Annotated in this window: 24 protein-coding genes; 18 read left to right on the forward strand and 6 right to left on the reverse strand. The window is 73.4% G+C overall.

The window, feature by feature from the left end; all coding sequences use genetic code 11:
- Window positions 1-13: 13 nt before the first annotated feature.
- The 10 genes from ACFQTY_RS14990 to ACFQTY_RS15035 all read left to right on the forward strand — a co-directional run bounded on the left by ACFQTY_RS14990 (window position 14) and on the right by ACFQTY_RS15035 (window position 11,318).
- Complete coding sequence (locus tag ACFQTY_RS14990; protein WP_337975243.1) at window positions 14-1,087, forward strand: PhoH family protein; 1,074 nt, start codon at window positions 14-16, stop codon at window positions 1,085-1,087.
- Complete coding sequence (gene ybeY / locus ACFQTY_RS14995; protein ID WP_291762161.1) at window positions 1,084-1,536, forward strand: rRNA maturation RNase YbeY; 453 nt, start codon at window positions 1,084-1,086, stop codon at window positions 1,534-1,536. The genes ACFQTY_RS14990 and ybeY overlap by 4 nt, the downstream gene beginning before the upstream one ends.
- Entirely contained in the window at window positions 1,533-2,834 is a 1,302-nt protein-coding gene (locus ACFQTY_RS15000) for a hemolysin family protein (RefSeq protein ID WP_378101984.1), read from the forward strand. Before ybeY ends, ACFQTY_RS15000 begins: the two co-directional genes overlap by 4 nt.
- The gene (gene era / locus ACFQTY_RS15005) at window positions 2,831-3,745 is read left to right on the forward strand and encodes a GTPase Era (protein ID WP_337975245.1); all 915 of its coding nucleotides are present in this window, start codon (window positions 2,831-2,833) and stop codon (window positions 3,743-3,745) included. The genes ACFQTY_RS15000 and era overlap by 4 nt, the downstream gene beginning before the upstream one ends.
- A 17-nt stretch (window positions 3,746-3,762) precedes the next feature.
- A complete protein-coding gene (locus ACFQTY_RS15010) occupies window positions 3,763-5,340 on the forward strand; it encodes an alpha/beta hydrolase family protein (RefSeq protein WP_378101987.1) in 1,578 nt (525 codons plus the stop codon).
- Between the two features lie 100 nt (window positions 5,341-5,440).
- Window positions 5,441-6,292 carry a PP2C family protein-serine/threonine phosphatase gene (locus ACFQTY_RS15015; RefSeq protein WP_378101990.1) on the forward strand — a complete coding sequence of 284 codons (852 nt, stop codon included), beginning with the start codon at window positions 5,441-5,443 and terminating at the stop codon, window positions 6,290-6,292.
- A gap of 9 nt (window positions 6,293-6,301) precedes the next feature.
- Window positions 6,302-7,756, forward strand: a complete 1,455-nt coding sequence (locus tag ACFQTY_RS15020; protein ID WP_378101993.1) for a hypothetical protein — start codon at window positions 6,302-6,304, stop codon at window positions 7,754-7,756.
- A 166-nt stretch (window positions 7,757-7,922) separates the two neighbouring features.
- Window positions 7,923-9,719, forward strand: coding sequence for a 2-isopropylmalate synthase (leuA, locus tag ACFQTY_RS15025; RefSeq protein ID WP_378101996.1), 1,797 nt, complete (start codon window positions 7,923-7,925; stop codon window positions 9,717-9,719).
- A 76-nt stretch (window positions 9,720-9,795) separates the two neighbouring features.
- Complete coding sequence (gene recO / locus ACFQTY_RS15030; RefSeq protein ID WP_378101999.1) at window positions 9,796-10,527, forward strand: DNA repair protein RecO; 732 nt, start codon at window positions 9,796-9,798, stop codon at window positions 10,525-10,527.
- On the forward strand, window positions 10,527-11,318 hold the full coding sequence (locus tag ACFQTY_RS15035) for an isoprenyl transferase (protein WP_378102002.1): 792 nt from the start codon (window positions 10,527-10,529) through the stop codon (window positions 11,316-11,318). Before recO ends, ACFQTY_RS15035 begins: the two co-directional genes overlap by 1 nt.
- A 10-nt stretch (window positions 11,319-11,328) precedes the next feature.
- Here the strand turns inward: ACFQTY_RS15035 and ACFQTY_RS15040 are convergent, their stop codons facing one another.
- From ACFQTY_RS15040 to ACFQTY_RS15050, 3 genes are read right to left on the reverse strand one after another with little or no spacing between them, the layout of a single operon-like run.
- Window positions 11,329-12,321 (reverse strand): metal ABC transporter permease, encoded by a 993-nt coding sequence (locus ACFQTY_RS15040; protein ID WP_378102004.1) that lies wholly within the window; start codon window positions 12,319-12,321, stop codon window positions 11,329-11,331.
- Entirely contained in the window at window positions 12,318-13,118 is an 801-nt protein-coding gene (locus ACFQTY_RS15045; RefSeq protein WP_378102007.1) for a metal ABC transporter ATP-binding protein, read from the reverse strand. The genes ACFQTY_RS15040 and ACFQTY_RS15045 overlap by 4 nt, the downstream gene beginning before the upstream one ends.
- On the reverse strand, window positions 13,115-14,107 hold the full coding sequence (locus ACFQTY_RS15050; protein ID WP_378102010.1) for a metal ABC transporter substrate-binding protein: 993 nt from the start codon (window positions 14,105-14,107) through the stop codon (window positions 13,115-13,117). Before ACFQTY_RS15050 ends, ACFQTY_RS15045 begins: the two co-directional genes overlap by 4 nt.
- Window positions 14,108-14,208: 101 nt before the next feature.
- On the opposite strand from ACFQTY_RS15050, the gene ACFQTY_RS15055 reads away from it, so the two are divergent.
- The 7 genes from ACFQTY_RS15055 (at window position 14,209) to dusB (ending at window position 21,113) form a co-directional block, all read left to right on the forward strand.
- A complete protein-coding gene (locus tag ACFQTY_RS15055; protein WP_378102013.1) occupies window positions 14,209-15,594 on the forward strand; it encodes a glycine--tRNA ligase in 1,386 nt (461 codons plus the stop codon).
- Window positions 15,595-15,694: 100 nt separating this feature from the next.
- The gene (locus ACFQTY_RS15060; RefSeq protein WP_378102016.1) at window positions 15,695-16,645 is read left to right on the forward strand and encodes an ABC transporter ATP-binding protein; all 951 of its coding nucleotides are present in this window, start codon (window positions 15,695-15,697) and stop codon (window positions 16,643-16,645) included.
- The gene (locus ACFQTY_RS15065) at window positions 16,642-17,466 is read left to right on the forward strand and encodes an ABC transporter permease (RefSeq protein WP_378102019.1); all 825 of its coding nucleotides are present in this window, start codon (window positions 16,642-16,644) and stop codon (window positions 17,464-17,466) included. The genes ACFQTY_RS15060 and ACFQTY_RS15065 overlap by 4 nt, the downstream gene beginning before the upstream one ends.
- Window positions 17,467-17,513: 47 nt before the next feature.
- Window positions 17,514-18,695 (forward strand): sensor histidine kinase, encoded by a 1,182-nt coding sequence (locus ACFQTY_RS15070; protein WP_378102023.1) that lies wholly within the window; start codon window positions 17,514-17,516, stop codon window positions 18,693-18,695.
- A complete protein-coding gene (locus ACFQTY_RS15075) occupies window positions 18,692-19,315 on the forward strand; it encodes a response regulator (RefSeq protein WP_337975258.1) in 624 nt (207 codons plus the stop codon). The genes ACFQTY_RS15070 and ACFQTY_RS15075 overlap by 4 nt, the downstream gene beginning before the upstream one ends.
- Window positions 19,316-19,425: 110 nt before the next feature.
- Window positions 19,426-19,821, forward strand: a complete 396-nt coding sequence (locus ACFQTY_RS15080) for a VOC family protein (protein ID WP_378102027.1) — start codon at window positions 19,426-19,428, stop codon at window positions 19,819-19,821.
- 92 nt (window positions 19,822-19,913) lie between these two features.
- Window positions 19,914-21,113 carry a tRNA dihydrouridine synthase DusB gene (gene dusB, locus ACFQTY_RS15085; protein ID WP_378102030.1) on the forward strand — a complete coding sequence of 400 codons (1,200 nt, stop codon included), beginning with the start codon at window positions 19,914-19,916 and terminating at the stop codon, window positions 21,111-21,113.
- Between the two features lie 80 nt (window positions 21,114-21,193).
- Here dusB and ACFQTY_RS15090 read toward each other — a convergent pair whose 3' ends face one another.
- On the reverse strand, window positions 21,194-22,087 hold the full coding sequence (locus ACFQTY_RS15090) for a carbohydrate kinase family protein (protein WP_378102033.1): 894 nt from the start codon (window positions 22,085-22,087) through the stop codon (window positions 21,194-21,196).
- Between the two features lie 87 nt (window positions 22,088-22,174).
- Here ACFQTY_RS15090 and ACFQTY_RS15095 point away from each other — a divergent pair, with 87 nt between their 5' ends.
- Window positions 22,175-23,677, forward strand: coding sequence for an alpha-amylase family protein (locus ACFQTY_RS15095; RefSeq protein WP_378102036.1), 1,503 nt, complete (start codon window positions 22,175-22,177; stop codon window positions 23,675-23,677).
- Between the two features lie 46 nt (window positions 23,678-23,723).
- Here ACFQTY_RS15095 and ACFQTY_RS15100 read toward each other — a convergent pair whose 3' ends face one another.
- Both ACFQTY_RS15100 and ACFQTY_RS15105 read right to left on the reverse strand, forming a co-directional pair.
- Window positions 23,724-25,430 carry a glycoside hydrolase family 13 protein gene (locus ACFQTY_RS15100; protein ID WP_378102038.1) on the reverse strand — a complete coding sequence of 569 codons (1,707 nt, stop codon included), beginning with the start codon at window positions 25,428-25,430 and terminating at the stop codon, window positions 23,724-23,726.
- Window positions 25,431-25,555: 125 nt separating this feature from the next.
- Window positions 25,556-26,620 carry a LacI family DNA-binding transcriptional regulator gene (locus ACFQTY_RS15105; protein ID WP_337975264.1) on the reverse strand — a complete coding sequence of 355 codons (1,065 nt, stop codon included), beginning with the start codon at window positions 26,618-26,620 and terminating at the stop codon, window positions 25,556-25,558.
- Between the last annotated feature and the right edge of the window lie 78 nt (window positions 26,621-26,698).

The raw sequence follows: 26,698 nt of genomic DNA on the forward strand, positions 1-26,698 counted from the left end.
GCACGCCGAGCACATGGCTCAACCCACACCCGCCCAGCCCTCGTCGGGCACCCCCGGCGCGACGCCTCCGGCTGCGGGCGCCCCGGTCCTCTCGACCCCCCTCCAGCGTGGCCGGCCCGACGCCGTCCCGGCCCGCGTCGAGCACCGCATCACGGTGCCGTCGCAGGTGCCGATGGTCGAGCTGCTCGGGCTCCGCGACGAGGTGCTGCGCGAGATCGAGGCCGGCTTCACCACCGTCGACGTGCACGTCCGCGGCAACGAGGTCACGCTGACCGGTCCGGTGGGCGACGTCGCGCTGGTCGCACGCCTGGTGGAGGAGCTCGTGGAGACGGTCTCCGCCGGGACGCCGCTCAGCCCCGAGGTGGTCAACCGTTCCGTCGCCATGCTGACCGCGGCGTCCTCGGCCCGGCCGGCCGACGTGCTCACCTTCAACATCCTGTCGACGCGAGGGCGCGCCATCCGGCCGAAGACCGCCGGGCAGAAGGAGTACGTCGACGCGATCGACCGGCACACGCTGACGTTCGGCATCGGGCCCGCCGGCACGGGCAAGACGTACCTGGCCATGGCCAAGGCGGTGCAGGCGCTGCAGGCGCGGCAGGTGAACCGGATCGTGCTCACCAGGCCGGCGGTGGAGGCGGGGGAGCGGCTGGGCTTCCTTCCCGGGACGCTGGCCGAGAAGATCGACCCGTACCTGCGCCCGCTGTACGACGCGCTGCACGACATGGTCGACCCGGAGTCGATCCCCCGGCTGCTCGACGCCGGCACCATCGAGGTGGCACCCCTCGCGTACATGCGGGGCCGCACCCTCAACGACGCCTTCGTCATCCTCGACGAGGCGCAGAACACCTCCTCGGAGCAGATGAAGATGTTCCTCACCCGGCTGGGCTTCGGCTCGAAGGTCGTGGTGACCGGCGACGTCACGCAGGTCGACCTGCCGTCCGCCGCCACCTCCGGCCTCCGCCAGGCCGAGCAGGTGCTGCAGGGCGTGCCGGACGTCGAGTTCTGCCGCCTCACGTCCTCCGACGTGGTCCGTCACCGCCTGGTGGGGGACATCATCGACGCCTACGCCCGTTGGGACTCCGCATGAGCATCGAGGTCAACAACGAGTCGGGCGTCGAGGTCGACGAGGCCGAGTTCGCCGCGCTGGCACGCCACGTGCTCGACGAGATGCACGTCCACCCGCAGACCGACCTGTCGGTGCTGCTGGTCGACACCGACGTGATGGCGGACCTGCACGTGCGCTGGATGGACGAGCCGGGCCCGACCGACGTGCTGTCGTTCCCGATGGACGAGCTGCGGCCCGGAACCGACTCCGAGCCGACGCCCGCGGGGCTGCTCGGCGACGTGGTGCTGTGCCCGCAGGTCGCCGCGGACCAGGCGCGGGCCGCAGGCCACTCGACCATCGAGGAGCTGCTGCTCCTGGAGACGCACGGGATCCTGCACCTGCTGGGCTACGACCACGCGGAGCCGGAGGAGGAGAAGGAGATGTTCGCGCTGCAGCGACGTCTGCTGCTCACGTTCCTGGCCGGCCGATGACTGGAGCACCGCTGGTGCTGCTGGGCGCGCTGGTGGTGCTCGGCATCGCTCTCGCCGCGCTCCTGTCCGCCGGCGAGGTCGCGGTGATGCGCGTGACGCGCGCGCAGGTCACCGAGCTGCTCGCAGCGCACCACCCGGCGGCACCGCAGGTGCAGCGGCTGGTGGCGCACCCGTCCCGGGTCGCGTCCGCGGCGGCGTTCGTCCGGCTGCTCGGCGAGATGACGGCGACCGTCAGCGTGACGCTGGCCGCCTCCGAGCTGGTGCGGCCGTGGTGGGCGGTGCTGCTGACGTCGTTCGGCGTCTGCGTGGTGATGGCGCTCGTGCTGGTGCGCGTCAGCCCGCGCACCGTCGGCCGGCGCCGGCCCGTCGCGACCCTGACGGCGCTCGCCGGTCTGCTGTCCGCGGTCACGGCGGCGTTCGGCGGTCTGGGCCGGGCGGCGGCGGCAGGCCGGACCACGGCCGAGGAGGACGAGAACGAGCTGCGGGACATGGTGCAGCGCGTGGCGGAGTCCGAGGTGATCGAGGACACGGAGCGGGCGATGTTCCGGTCCGTCCTGCAGCTGGGGGACACGCTGACGCGCGAGGTGATGGTGCCGCGCACGGACATGGTGGTGACCCACGAGGACACACCGGTGCGCAAGGCCCTCGCGCTCCTCATGCGGTCAGGGTTCTCGCGGGTGCCGGTGATCGGCGAGTCGGTGGACGACGTCCGGGGGGTGCTGTACCTCAAGGACGTGGTGAGTCGCCTGGCGCCGGACCGCCCGCGGGACGCCGCGGAGCTGGACGTCCCCGTCAGCGCGCTGGTGCGACCGGCGGTGTTCGTTCCCGAGTCCAAGCCGGTGGACGACCTGCTGCGGGAGCTGCGCGACGGCGCCAGCCACATGGCGATGGTGGTCGACGAGTACGGCGGCATCGCCGGGCTCGTCACCATCGAGGACGCGCTGGAGGAGATCGTCGGTGAGCTGACCGACGAGCACGACCGCACCGCGCCGACGGTCCAGGACCTCGGCGACGGGGTGTTCCGGGTGCCGGCGCGGATGGGCCGTGACGAGCTGGGCGAGCTGTTCGGGCTCGAGGTGGAGGACGAGGACGTGGACACCGCTGGGGGCCTGCTGGCCAAGGCGCTGGGGATGGTGCCCCTGCCGGGCTCGGCGGGGGACATCCACGGGCTGCACCTGGTCGCCGACCGGGCGGAAGGACGGCGCCGACGCCTCGCGACCGTGCTCGTGAGCCGGTCCGTCGAGGGCCAGGTCGGCGAGGGAGCCGAACATCCCGGCGGAGCAGAGGTCGAGCGATGAGCCACCGCTCCGGCTTCGCCTGCCTGATCGGCCGTCCCAACGCGGGCAAGTCGACGCTGACCAACGCGCTCGTCGGCCAGAAGGTGGCGATCACCTCGGGCCGTCCGCAGACCACGCGGCACACCGTCCGCGGCATCGTCACGCGGCCGGACGCCCAGCTGGTGCTCGTGGACACCCCGGGGCTGCACCGCCCTCGCACGCTCCTCGGTGAACGGCTGAACGACCTCGTCAAGGACACGCTCGGCGAGGTCGACGTCATCGGGTTCTGCATGCCGGCCGACCAGCAGGTCGGGCCCGGTGACCGGTACATCGCGGCCGAGCTCGCGTCGCTGGGTCAGGGCAGGCGCCGGACCCCGGTGGTCGCCATCGCGACGAAGGCGGACCTGGTCGGCAAGGGCCGGCTGGCCGAGCACCTGATGGCGATGAGCCGGCTGGGTGAGTGGGACGACGTGGTGCCGGTGTCGGCGCGTTCGGGCTACCAGGTGGACGTGCTGGCCGACGTGCTGACCGGTCATCTGCCGGAGGGACCGGCGCTGTACCCGGACGGCGAGCTGACCGACGAGCCCGAGGCGGTGATGGTCGCCGAGCTGGTCCGCGAGGCGGCGCTCGAGGGTGTGCACGACGAGCTGCCGCACTCGTTGGCCGTGGTGGTGAACGAGATCGTGCCGCGCGGGACCGCAGGCCGGGACGACGTTCCGCTGCTCGACGTGCGCGTCGACCTGTTCGTCGAGCGGGACTCGCAGAAGGCGATCGTCATCGGCAAGGGCGGCGGTCGGCTGCGGGACGTGGGCACGCAGGCTCGGCGCGAGATCGAGGCGCTGCTCGGCGCGCGCGTGTTCTTGGACCTGCACGTGCGGGTGGCCAAGGACTGGCAGCGCGATCCCAAGCAGCTCGGCCGGCTCGGGTTCTGAGCGTGAGCCTCCACACGGTGACGTCTCTCCCGCACCTGCTCAACCAGGACGGTCACCGGCGTGCGCCGCACGCCGTCTCGCGCGCCGGCAACGTGTACCGGGTTCTCGCGTCCTCGGTCCTGGGCGTGCTGGTCCTCGCCGTCGTCGGCGCCGTGCTCGGGCCGCAGTGGGACCCGGCGCCGCTGACGCAGCCGCTCCAGGTGCAGAGCTCCTCGACCGCGATCACCGGGGCACCGTCGCTGCACACCTACCCGGTGCGGACCGAGGTGGTCACGGTGCAGCTGGACGGCACCACCGTGCAGGCTCAGATCAGCGAGCCGGTCGGAGCGCCGGGACCGCGCCCCGGCGTGGTGTTCATCCACGGCGCCGGCACGGGCAAGTTCGCGGTGGCGTTCCGCTCACAGGCGGCCGTGCTGGCCAGCGCCGGAGTCGTGGCGATGGTCCCGGACAAGCGGCTCGACACCTACACCACGGCGCACCGCGACTACGTCGCGATGGCCGCCGACTACGAACGGTCCGTCCAGCTGCTGCGCGCGCACCCGGGCGTGGACCCGTCCCGGGTCGGGGTGTACGCCGAGAGCGAGGGCGGCTGGATCGCCCCCGTCATGGCGGCCACCGACCACCAGCTTGCCTTCGTCATCCTCGTCTCCTCGCCGGTGGTGCCGCCGCGGCAGCAGGCCGCCTTCGCCTCCGACCACTACCTGCGCAACACCGGCGTGCCGCACGGGGTGTTCCGCGCGATCCCCCGGGCGGTGGGGATGACCCTGCCGGGTGGTTTCGAGTACGTGGACTTCGACGTGCAGCCGTACCAGCAGCGGATGACGCAGCCGGTCCTGGTCGTCTACGGCACGGGCGACGCCTCGATGCCCGTCGTCCAGGGCGCTCAGCAGATCCTCGCCGACACGGCACGGGCCGGCAACGACGCGGTGACCGTCCGTTACTACGCCGGGGCGGACCACGGCCTCAAGGTCGACGGGATCGTGTCCGCCACGTTCCTGCAGGACATGACCGGTTGGGTGCTCGGTCTGCCGGCCACCGCGTCGGGCGTGCCGCAGGTCGCCGGCGCCCAACCCGTCCAGCTGTACCTCGCGGGGCCGGTCCCGCAGCCGCAGCAGCTGCGGGACGGGAACGTCGTGCTCCTCGTGGTCCTGGGGGCGGGCGGCCTGGTGGTGCTCGGCTGCCTGCTCGTGGTCGGCCACCGGGTCGGCGAGGCGTGGACGAGCCGCCGCTCGAACCGCGACCGTCGCGCCGGAGCGCGCTGGCCCTCGGGCTACGCGCGGTACCTCGTGGCGTTCGGCGGTGGCGCGATCCTGACGGTGGCGGGGCTGGTGTGGTACCTGCTGTCGGTCGCGCGGCTGGCGATGGACTACCAGCACAACTCCGTGCTGGTGCAGGGCGGATGGCTGGCCGTCCGGTTCGCCGGGATGCTGGTCGTGGTCGCCGGGGTGCTCGCCGTGCGGCGCGCGAGGGCCGGCCGGGTGCCCGGCTCCGGGCCCGGCGTCGTGCGGACCGCCGCGTCGTGGACGGTCGCCACCGGAGGCCTGGTCCTGCTCGTCGTGCTCGCGTACTGGGGTGTCTACCAGCTGGGCGTCTGAGGTCCCGCCAAGATGGGCACGGGCGCCGGTACCGTCGACGCTCAGGTTGGCGTCCCTCGACGCCGATGTCATCGTGAAGAGTGCGGACGGGAGGTGCAGGGTGCGGACGTCGTGGGGCTCGGCCAGCGACCGCGGTCGCGTGCGCGACGTCAACGAGGACGCCCTGCTCGCGTGCCCGCCTGTGTTTCTCGTCGCGGACGGGATGGGCGGGCTCGACGCCGGCGCCATCGCCAGCCGGGTGGCGGTCGAGGAGTTCGCCCGCCTCGCCGGGCGGCCCTCCGTCGGCACCGCGGACGTGCTGGCCTGCCTCGACAGCGCATGGGCACGCCTGCGTGAGGAGCTGACGGGTGACCGCCAGGGCGGTACGACGGTCGCCGGCGTCGCCACGGTGGAGGACGAGGGACGTCCTTCCTGGCTGGTGTTCAACGTGGGCGACTCGCGGGTGTACCGCTGGGCCGACGGTGTGCTGCACCAGGTGACGGCCGATCACTCGGTGGTGCAGGAGCTGCTGGTCGAGGGCCGCGTCACCCCGGAGGAGGTGGCCCGACACCCGGAGCGGAACGTGCTGACGCGCGCGCTCGGCACCGGCCGCCGCCCCGACCCCGACCTCTGGATCCTTCCGGCGGGCCCCTCCGACCGGTTCGTCATCTGCACCGACGGCCTGACCCGGGACGTCCCGGCCAACCGCATCGCCGAGCTGCTCAGCCAGGAGCCGGACGCGCGCCGGGCGGCGAGCGCGCTCGTCGCCGAGGCGCTGCTGAACGGCGGCCACGACAACGTCAGCGTCGTCGTGGTCGACAGCGGCACGCGGGCGGACGGTGCGGACGGAACGCAGCCAGCCGCTGCCGAGCCGCGGGACACGCTTCCCCGTCAGCGCCGCGACGCTCCGCCGCACGAGGGGCCGACGGCAGCGCCCGCCACCCCTCCCGCGCGTTCAGGACGGCACTCCTAGACTCGGAGCATGACCGGGATCCACCCGGCCGCGAGGATGCGGCCGGTGGAGCTCGACGAGGACGTCACCGCTCGGCGGTGGCACCGCTCGTCGGTGAGTGGTGCGCCCACTGCACCTGCCGTGCCCGCCCGTTCGACGTCCGGCGACGTCTCCGACTCAGGTGCTCGCACGCGCCGCTGGCCGTGGTTGAGCGTGGCCGTGCTGGTGACGCTCGGTGCCCTGCTGGTCGCCGGGAACGCCGTCGACAGCCGCCGGCGGGCCCTGGCGGACCGGATCGCCGCAGTGCCCGGCCTGGTCCGGCCGATGCAGGACGCGCCCGTCGAGCTGTGGCGTGCGGCCGCCGCCGAGGGTCCCGGCACGGTGCTGCAGGCGTCCGGGTCGGTCGTGCTGGTGTCGCTGCGCGCCGCCGTGTGGTGGGTGACGGCGTACGAGCCGCGCTCGGGTGTCCAGCGCTGGACGGTTCCGGTGACGCCCACGACGGCGGACGGCGGCCCCGTCACGGTGCGGTGCCCGTGGGACGCCGGCACCGATGACGGGGTCGTGCTGTGCCTGGCCGGTGGACCTCGCGACTCGGCGGCACCGGCCAGCGTGGTCGCCCTCGACGCGGTCGGTGGACGCCTGCTGGGCCGGTGGGCGGTGGACGGCCCGGTCATCGGCCTCGCACGGATCGGCGACGACCTGGTGCTCGGATCGGTCCGGCCCGACGGACGCGTGCGCGTGCAGCGCTCCGACGGGCTGACCGGCACGGTGCGCTGGGAGCACGTCACGGCGGGTGTCGTCGACGACGCGGCGTCGGGGCGTATCGCCGAGGTCGCCGTGGGCCCGCGCAGGACCGTCGTCCGCGGTGCGGGCTCCGAGGTGCTGGACGACGCGACCGGATCTGTCCTGGTCACCGCGCCGGTGGGCGTGGAGCTCCAGGTGGTGGACGTGCCCGGCGGCTTCGCGACGTTCGGAGGGATCCAGGGCGGCCGGATCTACCGGGACGGCTCGGACTCGTGGGTGACTCTGCGTGGGAGGACGGTCCAGCTCGAGGCGGACGACGGTTCCGCTCCTGGTCTGCTGGTGGTCGACACCGGCCCGCAGCTGCGCGGCGTCGACCGGGTGACCGGGACCGTGCGATGGCAGCTGCCGACCGACCTCGACGCGGTGGCCGTCGCCTCGGGCGTCCTGGTCACGGCGGCGGACGGCGTGTACGGAGCGGTCGACGTGCGCACCGGGGCCGCCCTGTGGCAGGTGCGGGCCGGCCTGGAGGGCGGCGCGCGCACGTGGGTCCCGCGCACGGACGGTACGCAGGTCATCGGGCTCGAGGTCGCGTCGGGCGGGGCGTTGGCCATCGTGGGCCGGGGCCTGCGCGACGGGGTCCGGACCTGGAGCGTGCCCGTCCCGGTGGGGACCGACCGGCTCGACACGGCCGGCGGTCGGCTCCTCGCGCGCGGGCCGGCGGACGTCGTCGTGCTCGGCTGAGCGTGGACGCGTTGCCGGGTCTCGCGAACGGGGGAGTAGGGTGCCAACCGTGCTCCGGAGCGTTCTCCTTCTTCGTCGCCGCGGCGAGGCCCTCTAGGCCGGATCCTCGTCGCGGTGTCCGCTGCGCCGGCTGAGCACCCGCCGCGACGACTGACGAGGAACCCCGATGACCGACGTTGCAGAGCGCAACCCCCAGCAGCCCTCCGGGATGCCGGTGCACAAGTACCGGCCCTTCCACGAGCAGATCCGCGTGGACCTGCCGGACCGGACCTGGCCCGACCGCCACGTGACCCACGCCCCGCGCTGGTGCGCCGTGGACCTGCGGGACGGCAACCAGGCGCTGATCGAGCCGATGAACCCCGCCCGCAAGCTCGCGATGTTCGAGCTGCTGGTGCAGATGGGCTACAAGGAGATCGAGGTCGGCTTCCCGTCCGCCTCGCAGACCGACTACGACTTCGTCCGGATGCTGATCGAGGAGAACCGCATCCCCGACGACGTCGCCATCCAGGTGCTGACGCAGTGCCGCGAGCACCTGATCGAGCGCACGTACGAGGCGATCGCCGGCGCGAAGCAGGCGATCGTGCACTTCTACAACTCGACCTCGGTGCTGCAGCGGCGCGTCGTCTTCAACGCCGACGAGGACGGCATCCTCGACATCGCGGTGTCCGGCGCGCGGTTCTGCAAGAAGTACGAGGAGCTGGTCCCGGACACCGAGGTGTTCTACGAGTACAGCCCCGAGTCGTACACCGGGACCGAGCTCGAGTACGCCGTGCGGGTGTGCAACGCGGTGCTCGACGAGCTGGAGCCCACCCCCGACCGGAAGGTCATCATCAACCTGCCGGCGACGGTGGAGATGGCCACGCCGAACGTCTACGCCGACTCGATCGAGTGGATGGGTCGGCACCTGCACCACCGCGAGAACGTGGTGCTGTCGCTGCACCCGCACAACGACCGTGGCACCGCCGTGGCGGCCGCCGAGCTGGGCTACCTGGCCGGGGCCGACCGCATCGAGGGCTGCCTGTTCGGCAATGGCGAGCGGACCGGCAACGTCGACCTGGTCACGCTCGGCATGAACCTGTTCAGCCAGGGCATCGACCCGCAGATCGACTTCTCGGACCTGCCGCACGTGCGGTCCGTGGTGGAGCACTGCAACCAGCTGCAGGTCGCCGAGCGCCACCCGTACGGCGGTGACCTGGTGTTCACGGCGTTCTCCGGCTCGCACCAGGACGCGATCAAGAAGGGCCTGACGGCGATGGAGGTGGACGCCGCCGCGGCCGGCACCACCACGGACCAGCTCGAGTGGGCGGTGCCCTACCTGCCGGTCGACCCGAAGGACGTCGGCCGCAGCTACGACGCGATCATCCGGGTGAACAGCCAGTCCGGGAAGGGCGGCATCAGCTACCTGATGAAGTCCGAGCGCGACCTCGACCTGCCGCGCCGGCTGCAGATCGAGTTCTCGCAGGTGGTGCAGCGGCACACCGACACCCACGGCACCGAGGTGACGGCGGACGACCTGTGGCGGATCTTCGTCGACGAGTACCTGCCGGTGGAGATGGCGGCCGCGGCGCGTCCGCGACAGACGGACGGCGCCGAGGGCGAGGCGGGTCAGCCGCTGGACCCGTGGGGGCGGTTCTCGCTGCGGGGGACCCGGGCGACGAGCACCGAGGGCGGTGAGGACCATCTCGAGGTGGACCTGGTCGACCGCGGGGTCGAGCGGACCATCGTCGGCAACGGGAACGGCCCGGTCGCCGCGTTCGTCGCGGCGCTGCGGTCCATCGGCGTCGACGTCGCCGTGATGGACTACGCCGAGCACGCCCTGTCGTCCGGTGGTGACGCGACGGCGGCCGCCTACGTCGAGTGCGCGGTGGGGAGCGACATCCTGTGGGGTGTCGGCATCGACCCGTCGATCACCACGGCGTCCCTCAAGGCGATCATCTCCGCGGTGAACCGGCAGCAGCGCTGACGCTCCACCGTCCGGCCACCGACGCGCCGCGTCCTGCGCATCCCGGCGCGTCGGTGGTCCGGGGGAGAATGGGCCGGTGAGCCTCTACCGCGACGAGGCGATCGTGCTGCGCACCCATCCGCTGGGTGAGGCGGACCGCATCGTCACCCTCCTGACCCGCACCAACGGCAAGGTGCGTGCGGTCGCCAAGGGGGTGCGGCGCACCACGTCCCGGTTCGGCTCACGGCTCGAGCCGTTCATGCACGTGGACGTGCAGCTCAGCACCGGGCGGTCGCTGCACGTCGTCACCCAGGTGGAGACCCTCGGTGCGTACGGGCGGCCGGTGTGCGAGGACTACGCGCTGTACACGGCGGGCACCGTGATGCTCGAGACGGCCGACCGGCTGGTCGAGGCGGAGCACGAGCCGGCGGTGCAGCAGTACTGGCTGCTGGTGGGCGCCGTACGGGCGCTCGCCAGGCGGGAGCACGCACCTGGTCTGGTGCTGGACAGCTACCTGCTGCGGGCCCTCTCCGTCGCCGGGTGGGCGCCCAGCTTCGCCGACTGCGCCCGGTGCGGGGCAGCGGGCCCGCACCACTCGTTCGCCGTGGCGATGGGCGGTGCGGTGTGCAACGCGTGCCGGCCGGCGGGTGCAGCGGCACCTGCGCCGGAGACGTTCGCCCTGCTCGCCGCCCTGCTGGTCGGTGACTGGTCCACGGCGGACGGCAGCGCCGAGCGGCACCGCGCCGAGGGCAACGGGCTGGTGGCGGCGTTCAGCCAGTTCCACCTCGAGCGACGGCTGCGGTCGCTGCCCATGGTGGAGCGCGTCTAGTGGCCGCCGCACGCACCCCCGTCCCACCGCCTCCGCACCCGTCCGGCGCCAGGCCGCCCGCGATCCCGCGCGAGCTGGTGCCGCGCCACGTCGCGGTCGTGATGGACGGGAACGGCCGGTGGGCCAACGCCCGCGGCCTGCCGCGGACGGCCGGGCACGCGGCCGGCGAGGCGTCGCTGCTCGACGTGGTCGCCGGCGCCATCGAGGTAGGCGTGGAGTACGTGTCGGCATACGCCTTCTCGACCGAGAACTGGTCGCGGTCACCCGACGAGGTGCGGTTCCTCATGGGGTTCAACCGCGACGTGCTGCACCGGCGGCGCGACCTGATGGACTCGTGGGGCGTGCGCGTGCGGTGGGCCGGCCGCCGGCCGCGGTTGTGGCGGTCGGTGATCTCGGAGCTCGAGCGGGCCGAGGAGCAGACCAGGGACAACACCGTCTGCACGCTGACGATGTGCGTCAACTACGGCGGGCGGGCGGAGATCGCCGACGCGGCCCGCGCCATCGCCCTCGAGGTCGCCGCCGGTCGGCTCGACCCGAAGAAGGTCAGCGAGAAGACGATCCAGCGGCACCTGGACGAGCCGGACCTGCCGGACGTCGACCTGTTCGTGCGGTCGTCCGGCGAGCAGCGCACGTCGAACTTCATGCTCTGGCAGGCGGCCTACGCCGAGCTGGTGTTCCTGGAGGAACCGTGGCCGGACGTGGACCGGCGGCACCTGTGGCGGGCCGTGGAGACCTACGCGCGCCGTGACCGCAGGTACGGCGGGGCGGTGGACAGCCCCGCCGCGACCTAGCGGCGAGGGCCTACTGGCGGCCCACCCGATCGGCCTGCACCGAGGCGTTCGGGTGCCGACGCGGTGCGGGCACGGGGACCTGGCACTCGTCGTCCGAGTCGGCGAGCAGCACGTCGTCGGCCATCTCGGGGTGCGGGTCGGAGGCCGCGGCCCGTCGACGCACCATCGGCCGCAGCGCCGCCGAGACCGCGTAGACGGCGATCGCGAGCACCACGATGGTGGCCCCCGGCGGGATGTCGTTCCAGTAGGTGAGCACCAGCCCGACCACGCTGACCGTCACACCGACACCGCTGGCCGTCGCCATGGTCCGGCCGAACGACCGGGCGTACAGCTGGGCGACGGCGACCGGCACGATCATCAGCGCGCTGACCAGGAGCAGGCCGACCACCCGCATCGCCACCGTCACCGTCACGGCGGCCATCACGGCGACCACCATCGCCAGGGCGCGCGTCGGCAGGCCACTGGCGCGGGCGAACTCCTCGTCGTGGCTCACCGCGTACAGCGCGGTCCGCAGCCCGACGCCGACGGCGAGCACCACGGCGGCCAGCGCGACGGTCCACACCAGGTCGGTCGGGGAGACCGTGGAGATGGAGCCGAACAGGTAGGCCATCAGGTTCGCGTTGGTGCCGCCGGCCACCTTGATCAGCAGCACCCCGCCGGCGATGCCGCCGTAGAACATCAGCGCCAGCGCGAGGTCGCCGGTGGTCCGGCCACGTTCGCGGACCAGCTCGATGACGACGGAGCCGACGACGGCTGCCACCACGGCGCCCGGGACGGCGAGGGCGCCGTTGGGCACCAGCCCGGCCCAGCTGCCGACCAGCCAGCCGAGCGCCACGCCGGTGAGCGCCACGTGCCCGATGCCGTCGCCCATCAGCGCCATGCGCCGCTGCACCAGGAAGGTGCCGACGACCGGTGCCGCGGCGCCGACGAGCACCGCGGCCAGCATGGCGCGCTGCATCAGCGGCGAGGTGGCCATGGCCACCACCTGGTCCCAGAACGTCACGGGGTCACCTCCACCGACAGGCCGGATGCGGCGCTCGGCGGGTCGCCGTGCGCGTGCGCGTGGTCGTGCGCCGGTCCGGCGTGCTCGATGCGGGCGACCGGTGGGGCGCCGTCGTGCACCACGCGCCCGTGCCGAAGCACCACGGAACGCTGGATCAACGGTCCGAACTCGCCGAGCTCGTGGAGCACCACGACGACGGTGCCGCCGCTCTCGTGCATCCGCCGCACGGTGCTGACGAACGCCTCCTGCGTCGGCAGGTCGATGCCCGAGGTCGGCTCGTCGAGCACCAGCAGGTCCGGCCGTCGCACCAGCGCCCGGGCGATCTGGACGCGCTGCTGCTGCCCCCCCGACATCTCCTGGACGCGCTGACCGGCACGGCCCGCCATGCCGACCTCGTCGAGCGCGGCCAGCGCGCGGGTCCGCGCGTCCCGCGGCGGCCGCAGCGACCGGCCCGACAGCAGACCGGAGCGCACCACCTCGAGGGCCGTCGACGGCATGCCGGACGCGACGGGCACGCGCTGCGGGACGTACCCGACGCGCAGCCACGGGACACCGGGCCCGAGGGGCTCGCCGAACAGGCGGACGCTGCCGCCGCTGAGCGGGACGGCACCCAGCAAGGCGCGGATCAGGGTGGACTTGCCGGAGCCGTTGGCGCCGAGCACCGCCAGCACCTCGCCCCGCGGCACCTCGAGGTCCACCCCGCGGACGATCGGCAGCCCACCGAGCGTCACCTGCAGGTTCACCGCCTCGATCACCGGTGCGGTGTCGGGGCCCGCTGTCGTGGTCGCGGCGCTCATGCGCAGCCCAGCGCCGTGCGGAGCGTCGCCAGGTTGTCCTGCGCGACGGAGAAGTAGTCGGCGCCCGGTGCGGTGATGGACTCCATCGGGTCCAGCACGGTCGCCTGGACGCCCAGGTCGGAGGCCAGCGTGCGGGCCACCTTCGGGCTCGCCAGCGTCTCGAAGAAGATCGTCGTCACACCCTCTCGTCTCACCACGTCTCCGATCTGTGCCAGCCGGGCCGGCGACGGTTCGGTCTCCGGGTCCAGCCCGGAGATGCCGACCTGCTGCAGGTGGTACCGGAGCGCGAGGTACCCGAAGGCCTCGTGCGAGGTGACCAGCACCTGACGCCGGCAGTCCGCCAGGCCGGTGCGGTAGGCCGTGTCCAGGGAGGTGAACCGGGCGGAGAGCCGGTCGGCCGCCGCGCGGTAGTCCGCAGCGCCCGCCGGGTCGACCTGGCTCAGTGCCGTGGCGACGTCGTCCGCCAGCGCGGGCAGGCGGGACGGGTCCAGCCAGAAGTGCGGGTCGAGCGTGCGGGTGGCGGCGGTGCCGGCGCCGGCACCGGCGAGCGGGTCGGCTCCCTCCGAGGCCTGCTCGGTGCCCAGGTCCATCAGGCCGGCGTGCACCGCCGCGTCGAGCACGTGGCGCGGGCGCACCTGACGGACCGCGTCGTCCACCGCTGCCTGGAACCCGGAGAGGTAGACCACCAGGTTCGCGGTCTCGACGGCGGAGACCTGGGCGGGGGACAGCTCGACGTCGTGCGGCTCCGCGCCGGGAGGTGTCAGGGAGTCGACGTGCACCCGGTCGCCACCGACCTGCTGCGCCACGAACTGCAGCGGGTAGAACGACGCGAGCACCTGCACCTTCCCGGCAGGTGCGCCGGCGAGGCTGCCGCCGGCGCCGGCCGTGCCGCACGCGGTCAGGGCGGAGAGCGCCACGACGACCGCCGCCGCCAGCCCGCCGATCCGTCCTCTGCTCACGACGAGGATCTTGCCGAAGACGAGAATCATTGTCAAAAGGGCGCACGGGGCGGTGTTGCCGCAGGCCGGTAGCCTGGGGCGGCTGTTCCCGCGGCACCCAGCCGCGGGCCCTCGACCCAGGAGTGCTCACCGTGGCCGCACCGTCCCGCCTCGACAACGCCATCGCCCTCGCCAAGCGGCGCGGCTTCGTGTTCCCGAGCGGCGAGATCTACGGCGGTACCAGGTCGGCGTGGGACTACGGGCCGCTCGGCGTGGAGCTGAAGGAGAACATCAAGCGGCAGTGGTGGCGGTTCATGGTCACCAGCCGCGAGGACATCGTCGGCCTCGACTCGTCCGTGATCCTGCCCCGGCAGGTGTGGGTCGCCTCCGGTCACGTCGGCGTGTTCACCGACCCGCTCACCGAGTGCCTGCACTGCCACAAGCGGTTCCGTGAGGACCAGCTGATCGAGGAGTTCACCGAGCGCAAGGGCCACGAGCCCGTGGGCGGCCTCGCGTCGGTGCCGTGCCCCAACTGCGGCACCAAGGGTCAGTGGACCGAGCCGCGCGACTTCAACATGATGCTCAAGACGTACCTCGGCCCGGTCGAGGACGAGTCCGGGCTGCACTACCTGCGGCCCGAGACCGCCCAGGGCATCTTCGTCAACTTCGCCAACGTGCTGACCGCCGCGCGCAAGAAGCCGCCGTTCGGCATCGGCCAGATCGGCAAGTCGTTCCGCAACGAGATCACCCCGGGCAACTTCATCTTCCGCACGCGCGAGTTCGAGCAGATGGAGATGGAGTACTTCGTCGAGCCGGGCACGGACGAGACGTGGCACCAGTACTGGATCGACACGCGCACCGACTGGTACGTCGGCCTGGGCATCGCCCGCGACAACCTGCGGCACTACGAGCACCCCAAGGAGAAGCTGTCCCACTACTCGAAGCGGACCGTGGACATCGAGTACCGATTCGGGTTCCAGGGGAGCGAGTGGGGCGAGCTGGAGGGCATCGCCAACCGCACCGACTTCGACCTCTCGACGCACTCGCAGCACTCCGGCGCGGACCTGTCGTACTTCGACCAGGGCCGCGGTGAGCGGTACGTGCCGTACGTCATCGAGCCCGCGGCGGGTCTGACGCGCTCGCTGATGGCGTTCCTGGTCGACGCCTACACCGAGGACGAGGCGCCCAACACCAAGGGCGGCGTGGACACCCGCGTCGTGCTGAAGCTCGACCCGCGCCTCGCACCGGTGAAGGCCGCGGTGCTGCCCCTGTCGCGCAACGAGCAGCTGTCGCCGAAAGCCCGCGACCTGGCCGCCGAGCTGCGCCGGGCGTGGAACGTCGACTTCGACGACGCCGGCGCCATCGGCCGTCGGTACCGCCGCCAGGACGAGATCGGCACGCCGTTCTGCATCACGGTCGACTTCGACACCCTCGAGGACGACGCCGTGACCATCCGCCACCGCGACGACATGTCGCAGCAGCGCGTGGGGCTCGGTCACGTGTCGGAGTACCTCGCGCAGCGGCTGATCGGCGCCTGAACCGGATCGCTCGAGCCACCGGCTGGGCATGACATCCGTCATGCCCAGCCGGTGACGCGCGGCGTGGGCCGCTGACCTGGTACGTCGCCAGGATCGGTGCATGACCTTCACCGAGACCTCCCTCCGGCCACGTGCGGCCGGGGATGCCCCGCCGGCCATCCACCTGCGCGGGCTGCACAAGTCGTTCGGCTCCGTGCGCGCCGTCGACGGCATCGACCTGGCCGTCGAGCCGGGCGAGGTCGTCGCGTTCCTCGGACCGAACGGCGCGGGGAAGACGACGACGATCGACCTGCTGCTCGGGCTGTCCGTGCCGGACGCCGGGACGGTGCAGGTGCTGGGCCTCGACCCGACCCGGGCGATCGCCGAGGGCCGTGTGTCGGCCGTCATGCAGACCGGCGGGCTGCTCAAGGACCTCACCGTCGGCGAGACGGTCGAGGTGACCGCCTCGTTCTTCCGGTCGGCCCGGTCCGCGGCCGAGGTGCTCGGCCGTGCCGGGATCGCCGACATCGCGGGACGCAAGGTCGGATCCTGCTCCGGCGGTCAGCAGCAGCGGCTGCGGTTCGCGCTGGCGCTGCTGCCGGACCCCGACCTCATCGTGCTCGACGAGCCGACCACCGGGATGGACGTCGAGGGCCGCCGGGAGTTCTGGACAGCCCTGCGGGCGGATGCGGCGCGGGGCCGCACCATCCTGTTCGCCACGCACTACCTCGACGAGGCGGACGCGTACGCCGACCGCATCGTGCTGGTGAGCCACGGCCGGATCGTCGCCGACGGCTCGGCCGCACAGGTGAAGAACCTCGCGTCCGGCCGGCTGGTGTCGGCCACCCTGACCGACCTGACGCCGACGGACGAGGCCGCGCTCCGCGGACTGCCCGGGGTGCAGTCCGTCGAGCTGCGCGGAGACCGGCTGCTGGTGCGCACCTCGGACTCCGACGGGGTCGCGCGGCTGCTGCTCACCTCCACCACGGCCACCGACATCGAGATCACCGCACGCGGGCTCGAGGACGCATTCCTCGCGCTGACGAGCGCGACCGCAGGGAGCCCCTCATGACCACGACCGAGACCACCAGCACGGCCGCGGCGACCCGTGGCACCGCCCAGCGCCCGACGACGGCACCGGACCGGACGCCGCGCACGGGCCTGCTGAACGGCCGCTTCCTCGCCGTCGAGCTGCGCCGGCTGCTGCGCAACCGCCGCACGGTGATCTTCACCCTGGTGATGCCGCCGATGTTCTTCCTCATCTTCGGGGCCAACGCCGGCTACCGGCACCAGTCCGTCGGCCACGGCAACGTGACGGCCTTCATCATGGTGTCCATGGCGCTGTACGGCGCCATGCTCGCCACCACCGGCGGTGGCGCCAGCGTCTCGGTGGAGCGTGCCCAGGGGTGGACCCGTCAGCTGCGGCTCACGCCGCTGCGTCCCGCCACCTACGTGACCACCAAGGTGCTGGTCGCCATGGTGCTCGGCCTCGCAGCCGTGGTCGTGGTCGGTGCGGTCGGTCTCGCCGAGGGCGCGACGGGCCAGGGCGGCGCGCTCGTCTGGTCGCTCCTGCTCGCCTGGGTCGGTTCGGTGGTGTTCGCGGCGTTCGGCCTGTTCATGGGCTACCTGCTGCCGGCCGAGAACGTCATGCAGATCCTCGGACCGGTGCTCGCGCTGCTCGCGTTCGCCGGTGGGCTGTTCGTACCGCTCGGTGACGGGGTGTTCGCGCAGATCGCCAAGGCGGTCCCGACGTACGGGGTGGCCCAGATCGTCCGGGCGCCGTTGACGGGTGAGGCCGTGACGGGGTGGGCGGTGCTCAACGTGGTCGGCTGGGCGGTGGTCTTCGGGCTCGGGGCCGCGTGGCGGTTCCGGCGGGACACCGCACGGGTGTGACCCGCGGGCGGCCGGTGCCGGTGCGGCCGCCCGCTACCGTGGGCGCCGTGAGGCGCGGGCGGCCCGGTTGGGGCGAGCAGCCGGTCGCGGCGTCGGGGTCCGACGGCGTGGCACGGCCGCAGCACCGACCGGTGATGCGGGTGGTCGGGCCCGCCATGGGCGTCGTCTGGGTCGTCTTCCTGGTGCAGCCCTGGTTGGCGGCCTGGCGCAGCCACGTGGGTCTCGCCCGGGACGTGTCGCTCGCGGCCGTCGCGGGGCTCGCGGTCAGCTTCGCCTGGACCGTCGTGACCCGCGGCGGCGGCCGTGGTGAGCGGATGGGGAGCCGCGGTGTCGTGCTGGTGCTCGGCGGGCAGGCCGTGCTGGTCGGGCTGTCGACCCTGGCCGCTGCCGAGCAGGGGCTGGTCGGGCTCGTCTTCCTCTCCGTCTCGGCCGTCTTCCTGATCGGCCAGGCGCGCGCGCTGCTGGTGCCCCTCGGGGCGAGTGCCGTGGTGGTGGGCCTGCCGCGGGTCGTCCCGGGCTGGTTCACCATCGACGGGCTCGTGCTGTCCGTGCTGCTGGCGTCGTTCGCGGTGTTCGGGTTCACGCAGCTGGTGCAGCGCAACCGCCAGCTGCAGCTGGCCCAGGCCGAGGTCGCGGTGCTCGCCGTGGAGCGGGAGCGGGAACGGATCGCCCGCGACATGCACGACATCCTGGGGCACTCGTTGACGGTGATCGCGGTCAAGGCGGAGCTGGCCGGCAAGCTGTTCGAGCTGGACCCGGAGCGGTCCCGTGCCGAGATGGCCCAGGTGCAGGCGCTCGCCCGCGGCGCTCTCGCCGACGTCCGCGGGATGGTGTCGGCGACGCGTGCCGTCACGCTGGCGGGCGAGCTCGCCGGCGCCCGGCAGGCGTTCGACGCTGCGGGCGTCCAGGCGCAGGTGCCCGGCAGCGTCGACGACGTCCCGGAGCACCTGCGTGAGCTGTTCGCCTGGGCGTTGCGAGAGGGGACGACGAACGTGCTGCGACATGCGGCGGCGACCCGTGTGGAGGTGACCATGACGGCGGACTCCCTCGTCGTCGACGACGACGGGCACGGACCCTCGGGCGGTTCCGGTGGGGAGCCGACCGCGCCGGGGAACGGCCTGCACGGGCTGACGGAGCGGGCGCGGGCCGCCCGGGCTCGCCTCGAGGTGTCGAGGAGCCCGTTGGGCGGCTACCGGCTCGCGGTGATCGCGCGGAACGAGGGCCGATGAGCGAGCGACCGATCCGGCTGCTCCTCGCCGACGACCAGGCGCTGGTCCGCGGCGCCCTCGCCGCCCTGCTGGATCTCGAGGCGGACCTGACCGTCGTGGCGCAGGTCGGACGCGGCGACCTGGTGGTGGACGCCGCGCGCGCCAACGGGGCCCAGGTGGCGCTCCTCGACGTCGAGATGCCGGGCATGGACGGGATCGCCGCCGCCGCGGCCCTGCGTGCCGCCTACCCGTCCTGCCGGTCGTTGGTGGTCACCACCTTCGGCCGGCCCGGGTACCTGCGGCACGCGCTCGACGCGGGCGCGAGCGGGTTCGTGGTCAAGGACACCCCCGCCGAGCAGCTCGCGGACGCGGTCCGCCGCGTGCACGCGGGGTTGCGCGTGGTGGACCCCGACCTCGCGGTCGAGTCGCTGGCGGTGGGCGCGAGCCCGCTGACCGACCGCGAGCGGGACGTCCTGCTGGTCGCCGGGCGCGGCGGGACGGTGGCGGACATCGCGCGGGAGACGTTCCTGTCCGAGGGCACCGTGCGCAACTACCTGTCCGCCGCGATGGGCAAGACGGGTGGCCGGACGCGGGCGGAGGCAGTCCGCCTCGCCCAGGAGAACGGGTGGCTGCTGGGCTGAGTCGCGGGTCCGCGACGCGGCCGCCGGAGGCGTCGTGGCTCACCGAGCGGGCGACGTGGGCCGCTGCCAGAGTGGGGCCGTAGATCCGCATCGTGCGCAGGAGGTCCATCGTGTCCCGTGTCGTGCACTTCGAGATCCACGCGGACGACGTCGCCCGGGCCCGGGAGTTCTACGGGTCCGTGTTCGGCTGGCAGTTCCAGGACTGGTCGGGCGTGGCGGACGACGAGTACTGGGGCGTGACCACCGGCGGGGGTGACCAGGTCGGCATCGACGGGGGCCTGCTGAAGCGGCGAGCCGCTGCGCCGGCCGCGGAGCAGGGCCCCAACGCGTTCGTCTGCACCGTCCAGGTGGACGACTTCGACGCCACCGCCACGGCGATCGAGGCCGCCGGTGGCCGTGTCGCGCTGCCCAAGTACGCCCTGACCGGCATGGCGTGGCAGGGCTACTTCCTCGACCCCGAGGGCAACACGTTCGGCATCCACCAGGCCGACCCCGAGGCACGCTGACCGGTCGGTCGTCGTCCGCGCGCCGACGGCCCGCTCCCGGTGACGTGCCGGCCACCGGGGGTCGTCGACGGCCGGATGCGACACTGGACGGCATGCCCCCGGTCCTCGACGACGCCGACGCACGCCCGGCCGCCCCGACGGTCGGTGCCGTGCTGCCCCCGCTGCGCATCGGTCCGATCGTCGTGGACACCCCCGTGGTGCTCGCGCCGATGGCCGGCGTGACCAACGCGGCGTTCCGCCGGCTCTGCCGCGAGTCCGGTGCCGGCCTGTACGTCGCCGAGATGGTCACCAGCCGGGCCCTCGTGGAGCGCAGCCCGGAGTCGTTCCGGATCATCGACTTCGCACCGGACGAGCGCCCCCGCTCGGTGCAGGTGTACGGCGTGGACCCGGCGACCGTCGGTGCGGCCGTCCGGATGCTGGTCGAGGAGGACCGCGCCGACCACGTCGACCTGAACTTCGGCTGCCCGGTGCCGAAGGTCACCCGCCGCGGCGGGGGAGCGGTGCTGCCCTGGAAGCGGGACCTGTTCTCGTCGATCGTGGAGGCGGCCGTGGCGGCCGCGGCCCCGGCCGGGGTGCCGGTGACGGTGAAGATGCGCAAGGGCGTGGACGACGACCACCTGACGTACCTCGAGGCGGGGCTGCGTGCTCAGGACGCCGGCGTGGCGGCGGTCGCGCTGCACGGGCGCACGGCGGCGGACTACTACTCCGGCACGGCGGACTGGGACGCCATCGCGGCGCTCAAGGCCGCCGTGACCGACATCCCGGTGCTGGGCAACGGAGACATCTGGTCGGCGGAGGACGCGCTCGAGATGGTGGCGCGCACCGGTGTGGACGGCGTGGTCGTCGGCCGTGGGTGCCAGGGACGGCCGTGGCTGTTCGCCGACCTCGCGGCGGCGTTCTCCGGTTCTGACGCGCGGGTGCGCCCGGGACTCGGCGAGGTCGCGGCCGTGGTGCGCCGGCACGCCGAGCTGATGGTCGACACCTTCGGCGAGGAGTCGAAGGCGCTGCGCGAGATGCGCAAGCACATGGCCTGGTACTTCAAGGGCTACGTGGTGGGCGGTGAGCTGCGGGCCCGGCTCGCGATGGTGTCGACGACGGCGGAGCTGGACGACCTGCTGGCGCTGCTGGACCACGACCAGCCCTATCCCGGTGCCGCCGCCGAGGGGCAGCGGGGCCGTGCCGGGTCCCCGAAGCGGCCGCACGTGCCGGACGGGTGGCTCGACTCGCGGGAGCTGTCGGAGGACTTCCGGCGCACGCTGCGCGAGGCCGAGCTCTCGGTGTCGGGCGGCTGACGCCGCCGCGCATCTGCCCGGCATCGGCCGCCTGGCCACCGCGCGCGAGAGGCCGGCTGCGCAGGGCAGCGGCGTGGGGCTCAGTGCCGACGGACCCGCACCGAGGTGGCCAGCGTCGTCGCCTCCGCGCGCGTGACCGAACCGCCACCGAGGCCGGGCTGCGCGACGGCGAGCGCCGCGACGGCAGAGGCGAGAGCCAGGCCGTCCGGCGTCGGCAGCCCGTCGAGGTGCGCCGCCAGGAGCCCCGCGAGGAAGGCGTCACCGGCCCCCTCGGCGTCGACCACCTCGACCCGGACGGCAGGGATCTCCCACCAGCCCTCCGCGTCGCGGGCCAGCGCGCCGGCGGACCCTGCGGTGCAGACGGCCAGCCGCGTCCCGGCAGCGACCCGGGCGTCGAGGTACGCCCTCGGGTCGTCGAGCCGTGCCGCACTGACGAGCAGCACGTCCGCCGCCTCCGCGAACGCACGTGGGTACGGCGCCGCACCGTCGTCGTCGTGCACGTCGCACCACACGGGCACCCCGCTGCTCCGCGCGGTCTCGAGCAGCGGACGGGAGTGCTCCGCCAGGTCGAGGACCGCGACCGGTGCCTCGCGCAGCTCCGTGAGCAGATCGGGCGGCGTGGGTCCCTGTGCCTCAGGCAGCTCGAGGTAGATCGACACCCGGTCGCCGTCGTCGGCGACGAGGTTGAGGTGCTGCTCGGTGCGACCGCGGGCCGCGGGACGGGCCAGCACGCGGAGCCGGGGCCGCTCCAGCACCGCGCGCACAAGGGCGCCCGGATCGTCGTCACCCAGCACGGTCGAGAGCAGCACGTCGACGCCGAGCGCGGCCAGCGTCACCGCCTTGCCGGCGGAGGTACCGCCCAGACCGTGCTCGACGGAGCGCGCTGCGAGCGTCTGGGGTCGCGGCTCCGGCAGTGCGTCGAGCCGCACCAGGGTGTTCCACGACGCGGGCCCGTTGATGACGACGGCTGGCACGGCGGGAGCCTACGGCCCCCGTTGGCGGGCTACACTCGGCGCGCCGAAACTTGCTGCAAGTCCTTGCGGCCCGACCTGGTGGTGACGATGACGCACCGCACGACGCCCTTCGCCCGCCCTCGGCGGTTGCTCCGGACCGCGACGCTGGCCACCCTCCTCGCGCTGCTGGCCGCCTGCTCGACACCCGGCCGGTCCGCCTCCACGACGGCCGCCCCTGCCGTCCGCGACGTCGGCGTCCAGCTGTTCCAGTGGACCTGGCCGGCGATCGGCCGTGAGTGCACGGACCGGCTGGGCCCCGCCGGGTACGGCTGGGTACTGACCTCGCCTCCGCAGGAGCACGTGCTGGGCAGCCAGTGGTGGACCTCCTACCAGCCGGTCAGCTACCGGCTGGAGAGCAGGCTCGGCAACCGCGAGCAGCTCGCCGCCATGGTCACGGCCTGCCACGCCGCCGGCGTGAAGGTCTACACGGACGCCGTGGTCAACCACATGACCGGCCAGGACGCCCCGGGCGTCGGCTGGGCCGGCTCGTCGTACTCGCACTACGACTACCCGGGCCTGTACTCGGACGCCGCAGGCGACTTCCACCACTGCGGGCTCACGCCGGGCGACGACATCGTCAGCTACCAGGACGCGACCCAGGTGCGCACGTGCCAGCTGTCCAACCTCGCCGACCTCGCGACCGAGAAGCCGCAGGTGCGCCAGAAGATCGCGGCCTACCTCGCCGACCTCGTCTCGCTCGGCGTCGACGGCTTCCGCATCGACGCGGCCAAGCACATGGCACCGGAGGACATCGCGGCGTTCACCGCCTCGCTCCCGGCCGGCACGGGCGTGGTCCAGGAGGTGATCCGCGGCAGCGGCGAACCCATCACCCCTGAGCAGTACCTCGCCAACGGGAAGGTGCTCGAGTTCTCCTGGGGCCGGGACGTCAAGGGCATGCTGGCCGGCTCGATCGGTCCGGTCCTGGCACTCGGGACCGGCAGCCGGTACGCGCCGACCGACAAGGCGGTCGTCTTCGTCGACAACCACGACACCGAGCGGAACCGCTCCACCCTCAGCTACCGCGACGGCACCACCTACCAGCTGGCCGACGTGCTGATGCTCGCAGGCGCCTACGGCACGCCGCTGGTGTACTCCGGGTACGCGTTCGACGACCGCGACGCCGGTCCGCGCCAGGACGCCCGCGGTGCCGTGCTGGATGCCGCGTGCGGCGCCGCACCCGGCCCGGGTGCCGCGCTGCAGCCCGGCGACTGGGTGTGCCAGCACGCGTGGCCGGCCGTGGCCGGCATGGTCGGGTGGCGTGCCGTCGCCGGCTCGGCAGCCCTGGTCGACACGTGGTCGGAGGGCGACGCGGTCGCCCTCGGGCGCGGCGGTCTCGGCTTCGTCGTCGTGAACAACGGGGACAGCCCGCTGGCGACGAGCATCCCGACGCACCTGCCGGCCGGCACCTACTGCGACGTGCTGGCGGGTGGTGCGCCGGTGAGCGGAGGCCGGTGCACCGGGTCGTCGGCGACCGTCAAGGGCGGTGAGATCGCCATCCAGGTGGCGCCCCACTCGGCGCAGGCGTGGGACGTGTCCGCACGGCGAGGTTGATGCGGTCGCGCCCGCAGCGAGACGGTCGCCGCGCCGCGCGCGGCCGTCAGCGCAGCTCGACCCAGACCGTGGTGGCGGCCGGCACGGTGCCCTCGGGCCCCACAGCCAGCGGCGCGGAGGACAGCAGCACGTGTCCGTCGTCCGGCAGCTGCACCGAGCCCTCCCCGAGGTTGGCCACCACCAGGACGTCTCGGTCGACGAATGCGAGCACCGTCGGGTCGGTCGACACCTCCGGCGCCCAGCTGAGGTCGCCCGAGCCCAACCTGTGGTCCCGCCGCAGCCGCAGGGCCGCCCGGTAGAGCTCGAGGGTGGAGCCGGCCTGGTCACGCTGGACGTCCACGGCGAGGCGCGCCCATTCCTCCGGCTGCGGCAGCCACGTCGCGCCGGTCGGTGAGAAGCCGTACGCGGGTGCGTCCGCGCGCCACGGGAGCGGGACCCGGCAGCCGTCGCGACCCAGCTCGGTGCCACCGGTCCGGAAGAAGGCCGGGTCCGTCCGGACGGACGGGTCGAGGGTGGTGTGGTCCGGCAGCCCCAGCTCCTCGCCCTGGTACAGGTACGCGGAGCCGGGCAGCGCCAGCACCAGGAGCGTCGCGGCGCGCGCACGCCGCAGCCCGAGCTCGGCGTCCGGCTGGACGTCGTCCGGCCCGATGCCGTTGGGCCGGCTGGTCGGGTCGGGCAGGCCGAGCCGGGACGCGTGCCGGACGACGTCGTGGTTGGACAGCACCCAGGTGGTGGGAGCGCCCACGGCGTCGTTGGCGGCGAAGGACGAGTCGATCACCCGCCGCAGCCGCGCCGCGTCCCAGCCCGTGACCAGCACGTCGAAGTTGAAGGCCTGGTGCAGCTCGTCGGGCCGCACGTACCGGGCCAGCCGGGGGAGCGGGTCCACCCACGCCTCGGCGACCATCACGCGCTCGCCGGGGTACTCGTCCAGCACCCGGCGCCACGCACGGAAGATCTCGTGCACACCCTCCTGGTCGAACATCGGGTTGGTGCCGCCGGGGACGGTGCCCTGCTCGTCGCCCTCGATCATCGCGACGTGCCCCGACCAGTCCGGCAGCCCCTCCGCCTTGACCATGCCGTGCGCGACGTCGACGCGGAAACCGTCGACGCCGCGGTCCAGCCAGAACCGCAGCACGTCCTCGAACTCGGCGCGGACCTCCGGGTTGTCCCAGTTCAGGTCCGGCTGGCCGGCGTCGAACAGGTGCAGGTACCACTGGCCGGGGGTGCCGTCCGCCTCGGTCACCCGCGTCCACGCACGTCCGCCGAAGACCGACTCCCAGTTGTTCGGCGGCAGCTCACCGTGCTGTCCCCGGCCGTCCCGGAACAGGTACCGGGCCCGCTCCGGCGAGCCAGGTGCCTCCGCGCGGGCGGCCCTGAACCACGCGTGCTCGTCCGAGGTGTGGTTGGGCACCAGGTCGACGATCACCCGCAGCCCGAGCCGGTGCGCCCGTTCGAGCAGTGCGTCGGCGTCGGCCAGCGTGCCGAACAGCGGGTCGACGTCCCGGTAGTCGGCGACGTCGTAGCCCGCGTCCACCTGGGGCGACCGGTAGAACGGTGACAGCCACAGGGCGTCGACGCCCAGCTCGGCCAGGTGGTCCAGGTGGGCCGTGATGCCGGGCAGGTCGCCGATGCCGTCACCGTCCGAGTCGGCGAACGAGCGCGGGTACACCTGGTAGATCACGGCGGAACGCCACCACTGCGCGTCCGCCGGGGCGGTGTGCACGCGGACGCGGTCGGGAGCGGTGCTGGTCATGGAGGCCTCTCGGACGGTGCGGCGGGGCGCCGCGCGGGCGCGTCGGGACGTGACGGTGCAGGACGTGACGGCTCGGGCGGTGAGGTGGGTGCGGTGCCGGCGGCACCGGACGGCCGGAGCCGTCGTCAGACCGCGGCGGCCCCGGGTCCGGGGAGCACCAGGGCACCGGCGGGCGCAGCGCCGGTGGAACCGCGCACGACCAGCTCCGGCTGGAACAGCAGCTCCGCCCGGGAGACCGGGGTGGAGCGGATCTCCGCGACCAGCGCCGCGACGGCGGCGTGCCCCATCGCCGCCACCGGCTGCCGGATCGTGGTCAAGGGCGGGTCGGTGAAGGCGATCAGCGGCGAGTCGTCGAAGCCCACCACGGAGAGGTCGTCCGGCACCCGGAACCCGCGCGAGCGGGCGGCACGGACGGCGCCGAGGGCCATCAGGTCCGACCCGCAGATCACCGCGGTGTGCCCGGACTCGATCAGCTCGAGGGCGGCGGACTGACCACCCTCGACCGTGAAGAGGGTCGAGACGATGTGCTGCTCGGGCTCGGCGACGCCCTGCCGCCGCAGCAGCTCGGAGAACGCGTCGATCTTGCGGCGCACCGGCACGAACCGCGTCGGCCCCACGGCCAGCCCGATCGACCGGTGGCCGAGCGAGGTCAGGTGCCGGACGGCCTGCTCCATCGCGGCCGCGTCGTCCGTCGACACCGTCGGCGCGTCGACCCCCGCGGCGAACCCGTTGACCAGCACGAGCGGGATGCCGCGGCTGCGCAGCCGCTGGTAGCGCTCGGTGCTGGCGGACGTGTCGGCGTGCAGGCCGGACACGAAGACGATGCCGTCCACGCCGTGCTCGAGCAGCATCTCGACGTACTGGTCCTCGGTGGTGCCGCCCGGCGACTGCGTGCACAGCAATGGCGTGTACCCGCGGTCGGACAGCATCGTCTCGATCACCTGCGCGAACGCCGGGAACACGGGGTTGCTCAGCTCCGGCACCACCAGCCCGACGAGGCCGGCAGGCCGCGAGTGCAGCCGGTCGGGCCGTTCGTAGCCGAGCACGTCGAGGGCGGCGAGCACCGCCTGGCGGGTGTGGGAGGACACCCCGTGCTTGCCGTTGAGCACGCGCGACACCGTGGCGGTGCTGACACCTGCCTGTTCGGCGATGTCGGTCAGCCGGGTGCGTGCCGGCGGCAGCAGAGACACGGGACCTCCTCGTCCATCACGGGTGCGACGGTCAATCATGCCCGGCGCGTCGTCGGCGTGTCTCCGTCCGACGTCCCA

This window comes from Cellulomonas sp. T2.31MG-18 (assembly GCF_964266755.1).
Classification (GTDB): domain Bacteria; phylum Actinomycetota; class Actinomycetes; order Actinomycetales; family Cellulomonadaceae; genus Cellulomonas.

What these genes read in the sequence shown, in the direction of transcription:
- ACFQTY_RS14990 (WP_337975243.1), top strand. Translation starts at nt 14, where the DNA reads ATGGCTCAACCCACACCCGCCCAGCCCTCGTCGGGCACCCCCGGCGCG.
- ybeY (WP_291762161.1), top strand. Translation starts at nt 1,084, where the DNA reads ATGAGCATCGAGGTCAACAACGAGTCGGGCGTCGAGGTCGACGAGGCC.
- ACFQTY_RS15000 (WP_378101984.1), top strand. Translation starts at nt 1,533, where the DNA reads ATGACTGGAGCACCGCTGGTGCTGCTGGGCGCGCTGGTGGTGCTCGGC.
- era (WP_337975245.1), top strand. Translation starts at nt 2,831, where the DNA reads ATGAGCCACCGCTCCGGCTTCGCCTGCCTGATCGGCCGTCCCAACGCG.
- ACFQTY_RS15020 (WP_378101993.1), top strand. Translation starts at nt 6,302, where the DNA reads ATGACCGGGATCCACCCGGCCGCGAGGATGCGGCCGGTGGAGCTCGAC.
- leuA (WP_378101996.1), top strand. Translation starts at nt 7,923, where the DNA reads ATGACCGACGTTGCAGAGCGCAACCCCCAGCAGCCCTCCGGGATGCCG.
- ACFQTY_RS15045 (WP_378102007.1), bottom strand. Translation starts at nt 13,118, where the DNA reads ATGAGCGCCGCGACCACGACAGCGGGCCCCGACACCGCACCGGTGATC.
- ACFQTY_RS15050 (WP_378102010.1), bottom strand. Translation starts at nt 14,107, where the DNA reads ATGATTCTCGTCTTCGGCAAGATCCTCGTCGTGAGCAGAGGACGGATC.
- ACFQTY_RS15060 (WP_378102016.1), top strand. Translation starts at nt 15,695, where the DNA reads ATGACCTTCACCGAGACCTCCCTCCGGCCACGTGCGGCCGGGGATGCC.
- ACFQTY_RS15065 (WP_378102019.1), top strand. Translation starts at nt 16,642, where the DNA reads ATGACCACGACCGAGACCACCAGCACGGCCGCGGCGACCCGTGGCACC.
- ACFQTY_RS15075 (WP_337975258.1), top strand. Translation starts at nt 18,692, where the DNA reads ATGAGCGAGCGACCGATCCGGCTGCTCCTCGCCGACGACCAGGCGCTG.
- dusB (WP_378102030.1), top strand. Translation starts at nt 19,914, where the DNA reads ATGCCCCCGGTCCTCGACGACGCCGACGCACGCCCGGCCGCCCCGACG.
- ACFQTY_RS15095 (WP_378102036.1), top strand. Translation starts at nt 22,175, where the DNA reads ATGACGCACCGCACGACGCCCTTCGCCCGCCCTCGGCGGTTGCTCCGG.
- ACFQTY_RS15100 (WP_378102038.1), bottom strand. Translation starts at nt 25,430, where the DNA reads ATGACCAGCACCGCTCCCGACCGCGTCCGCGTGCACACCGCCCCGGCG.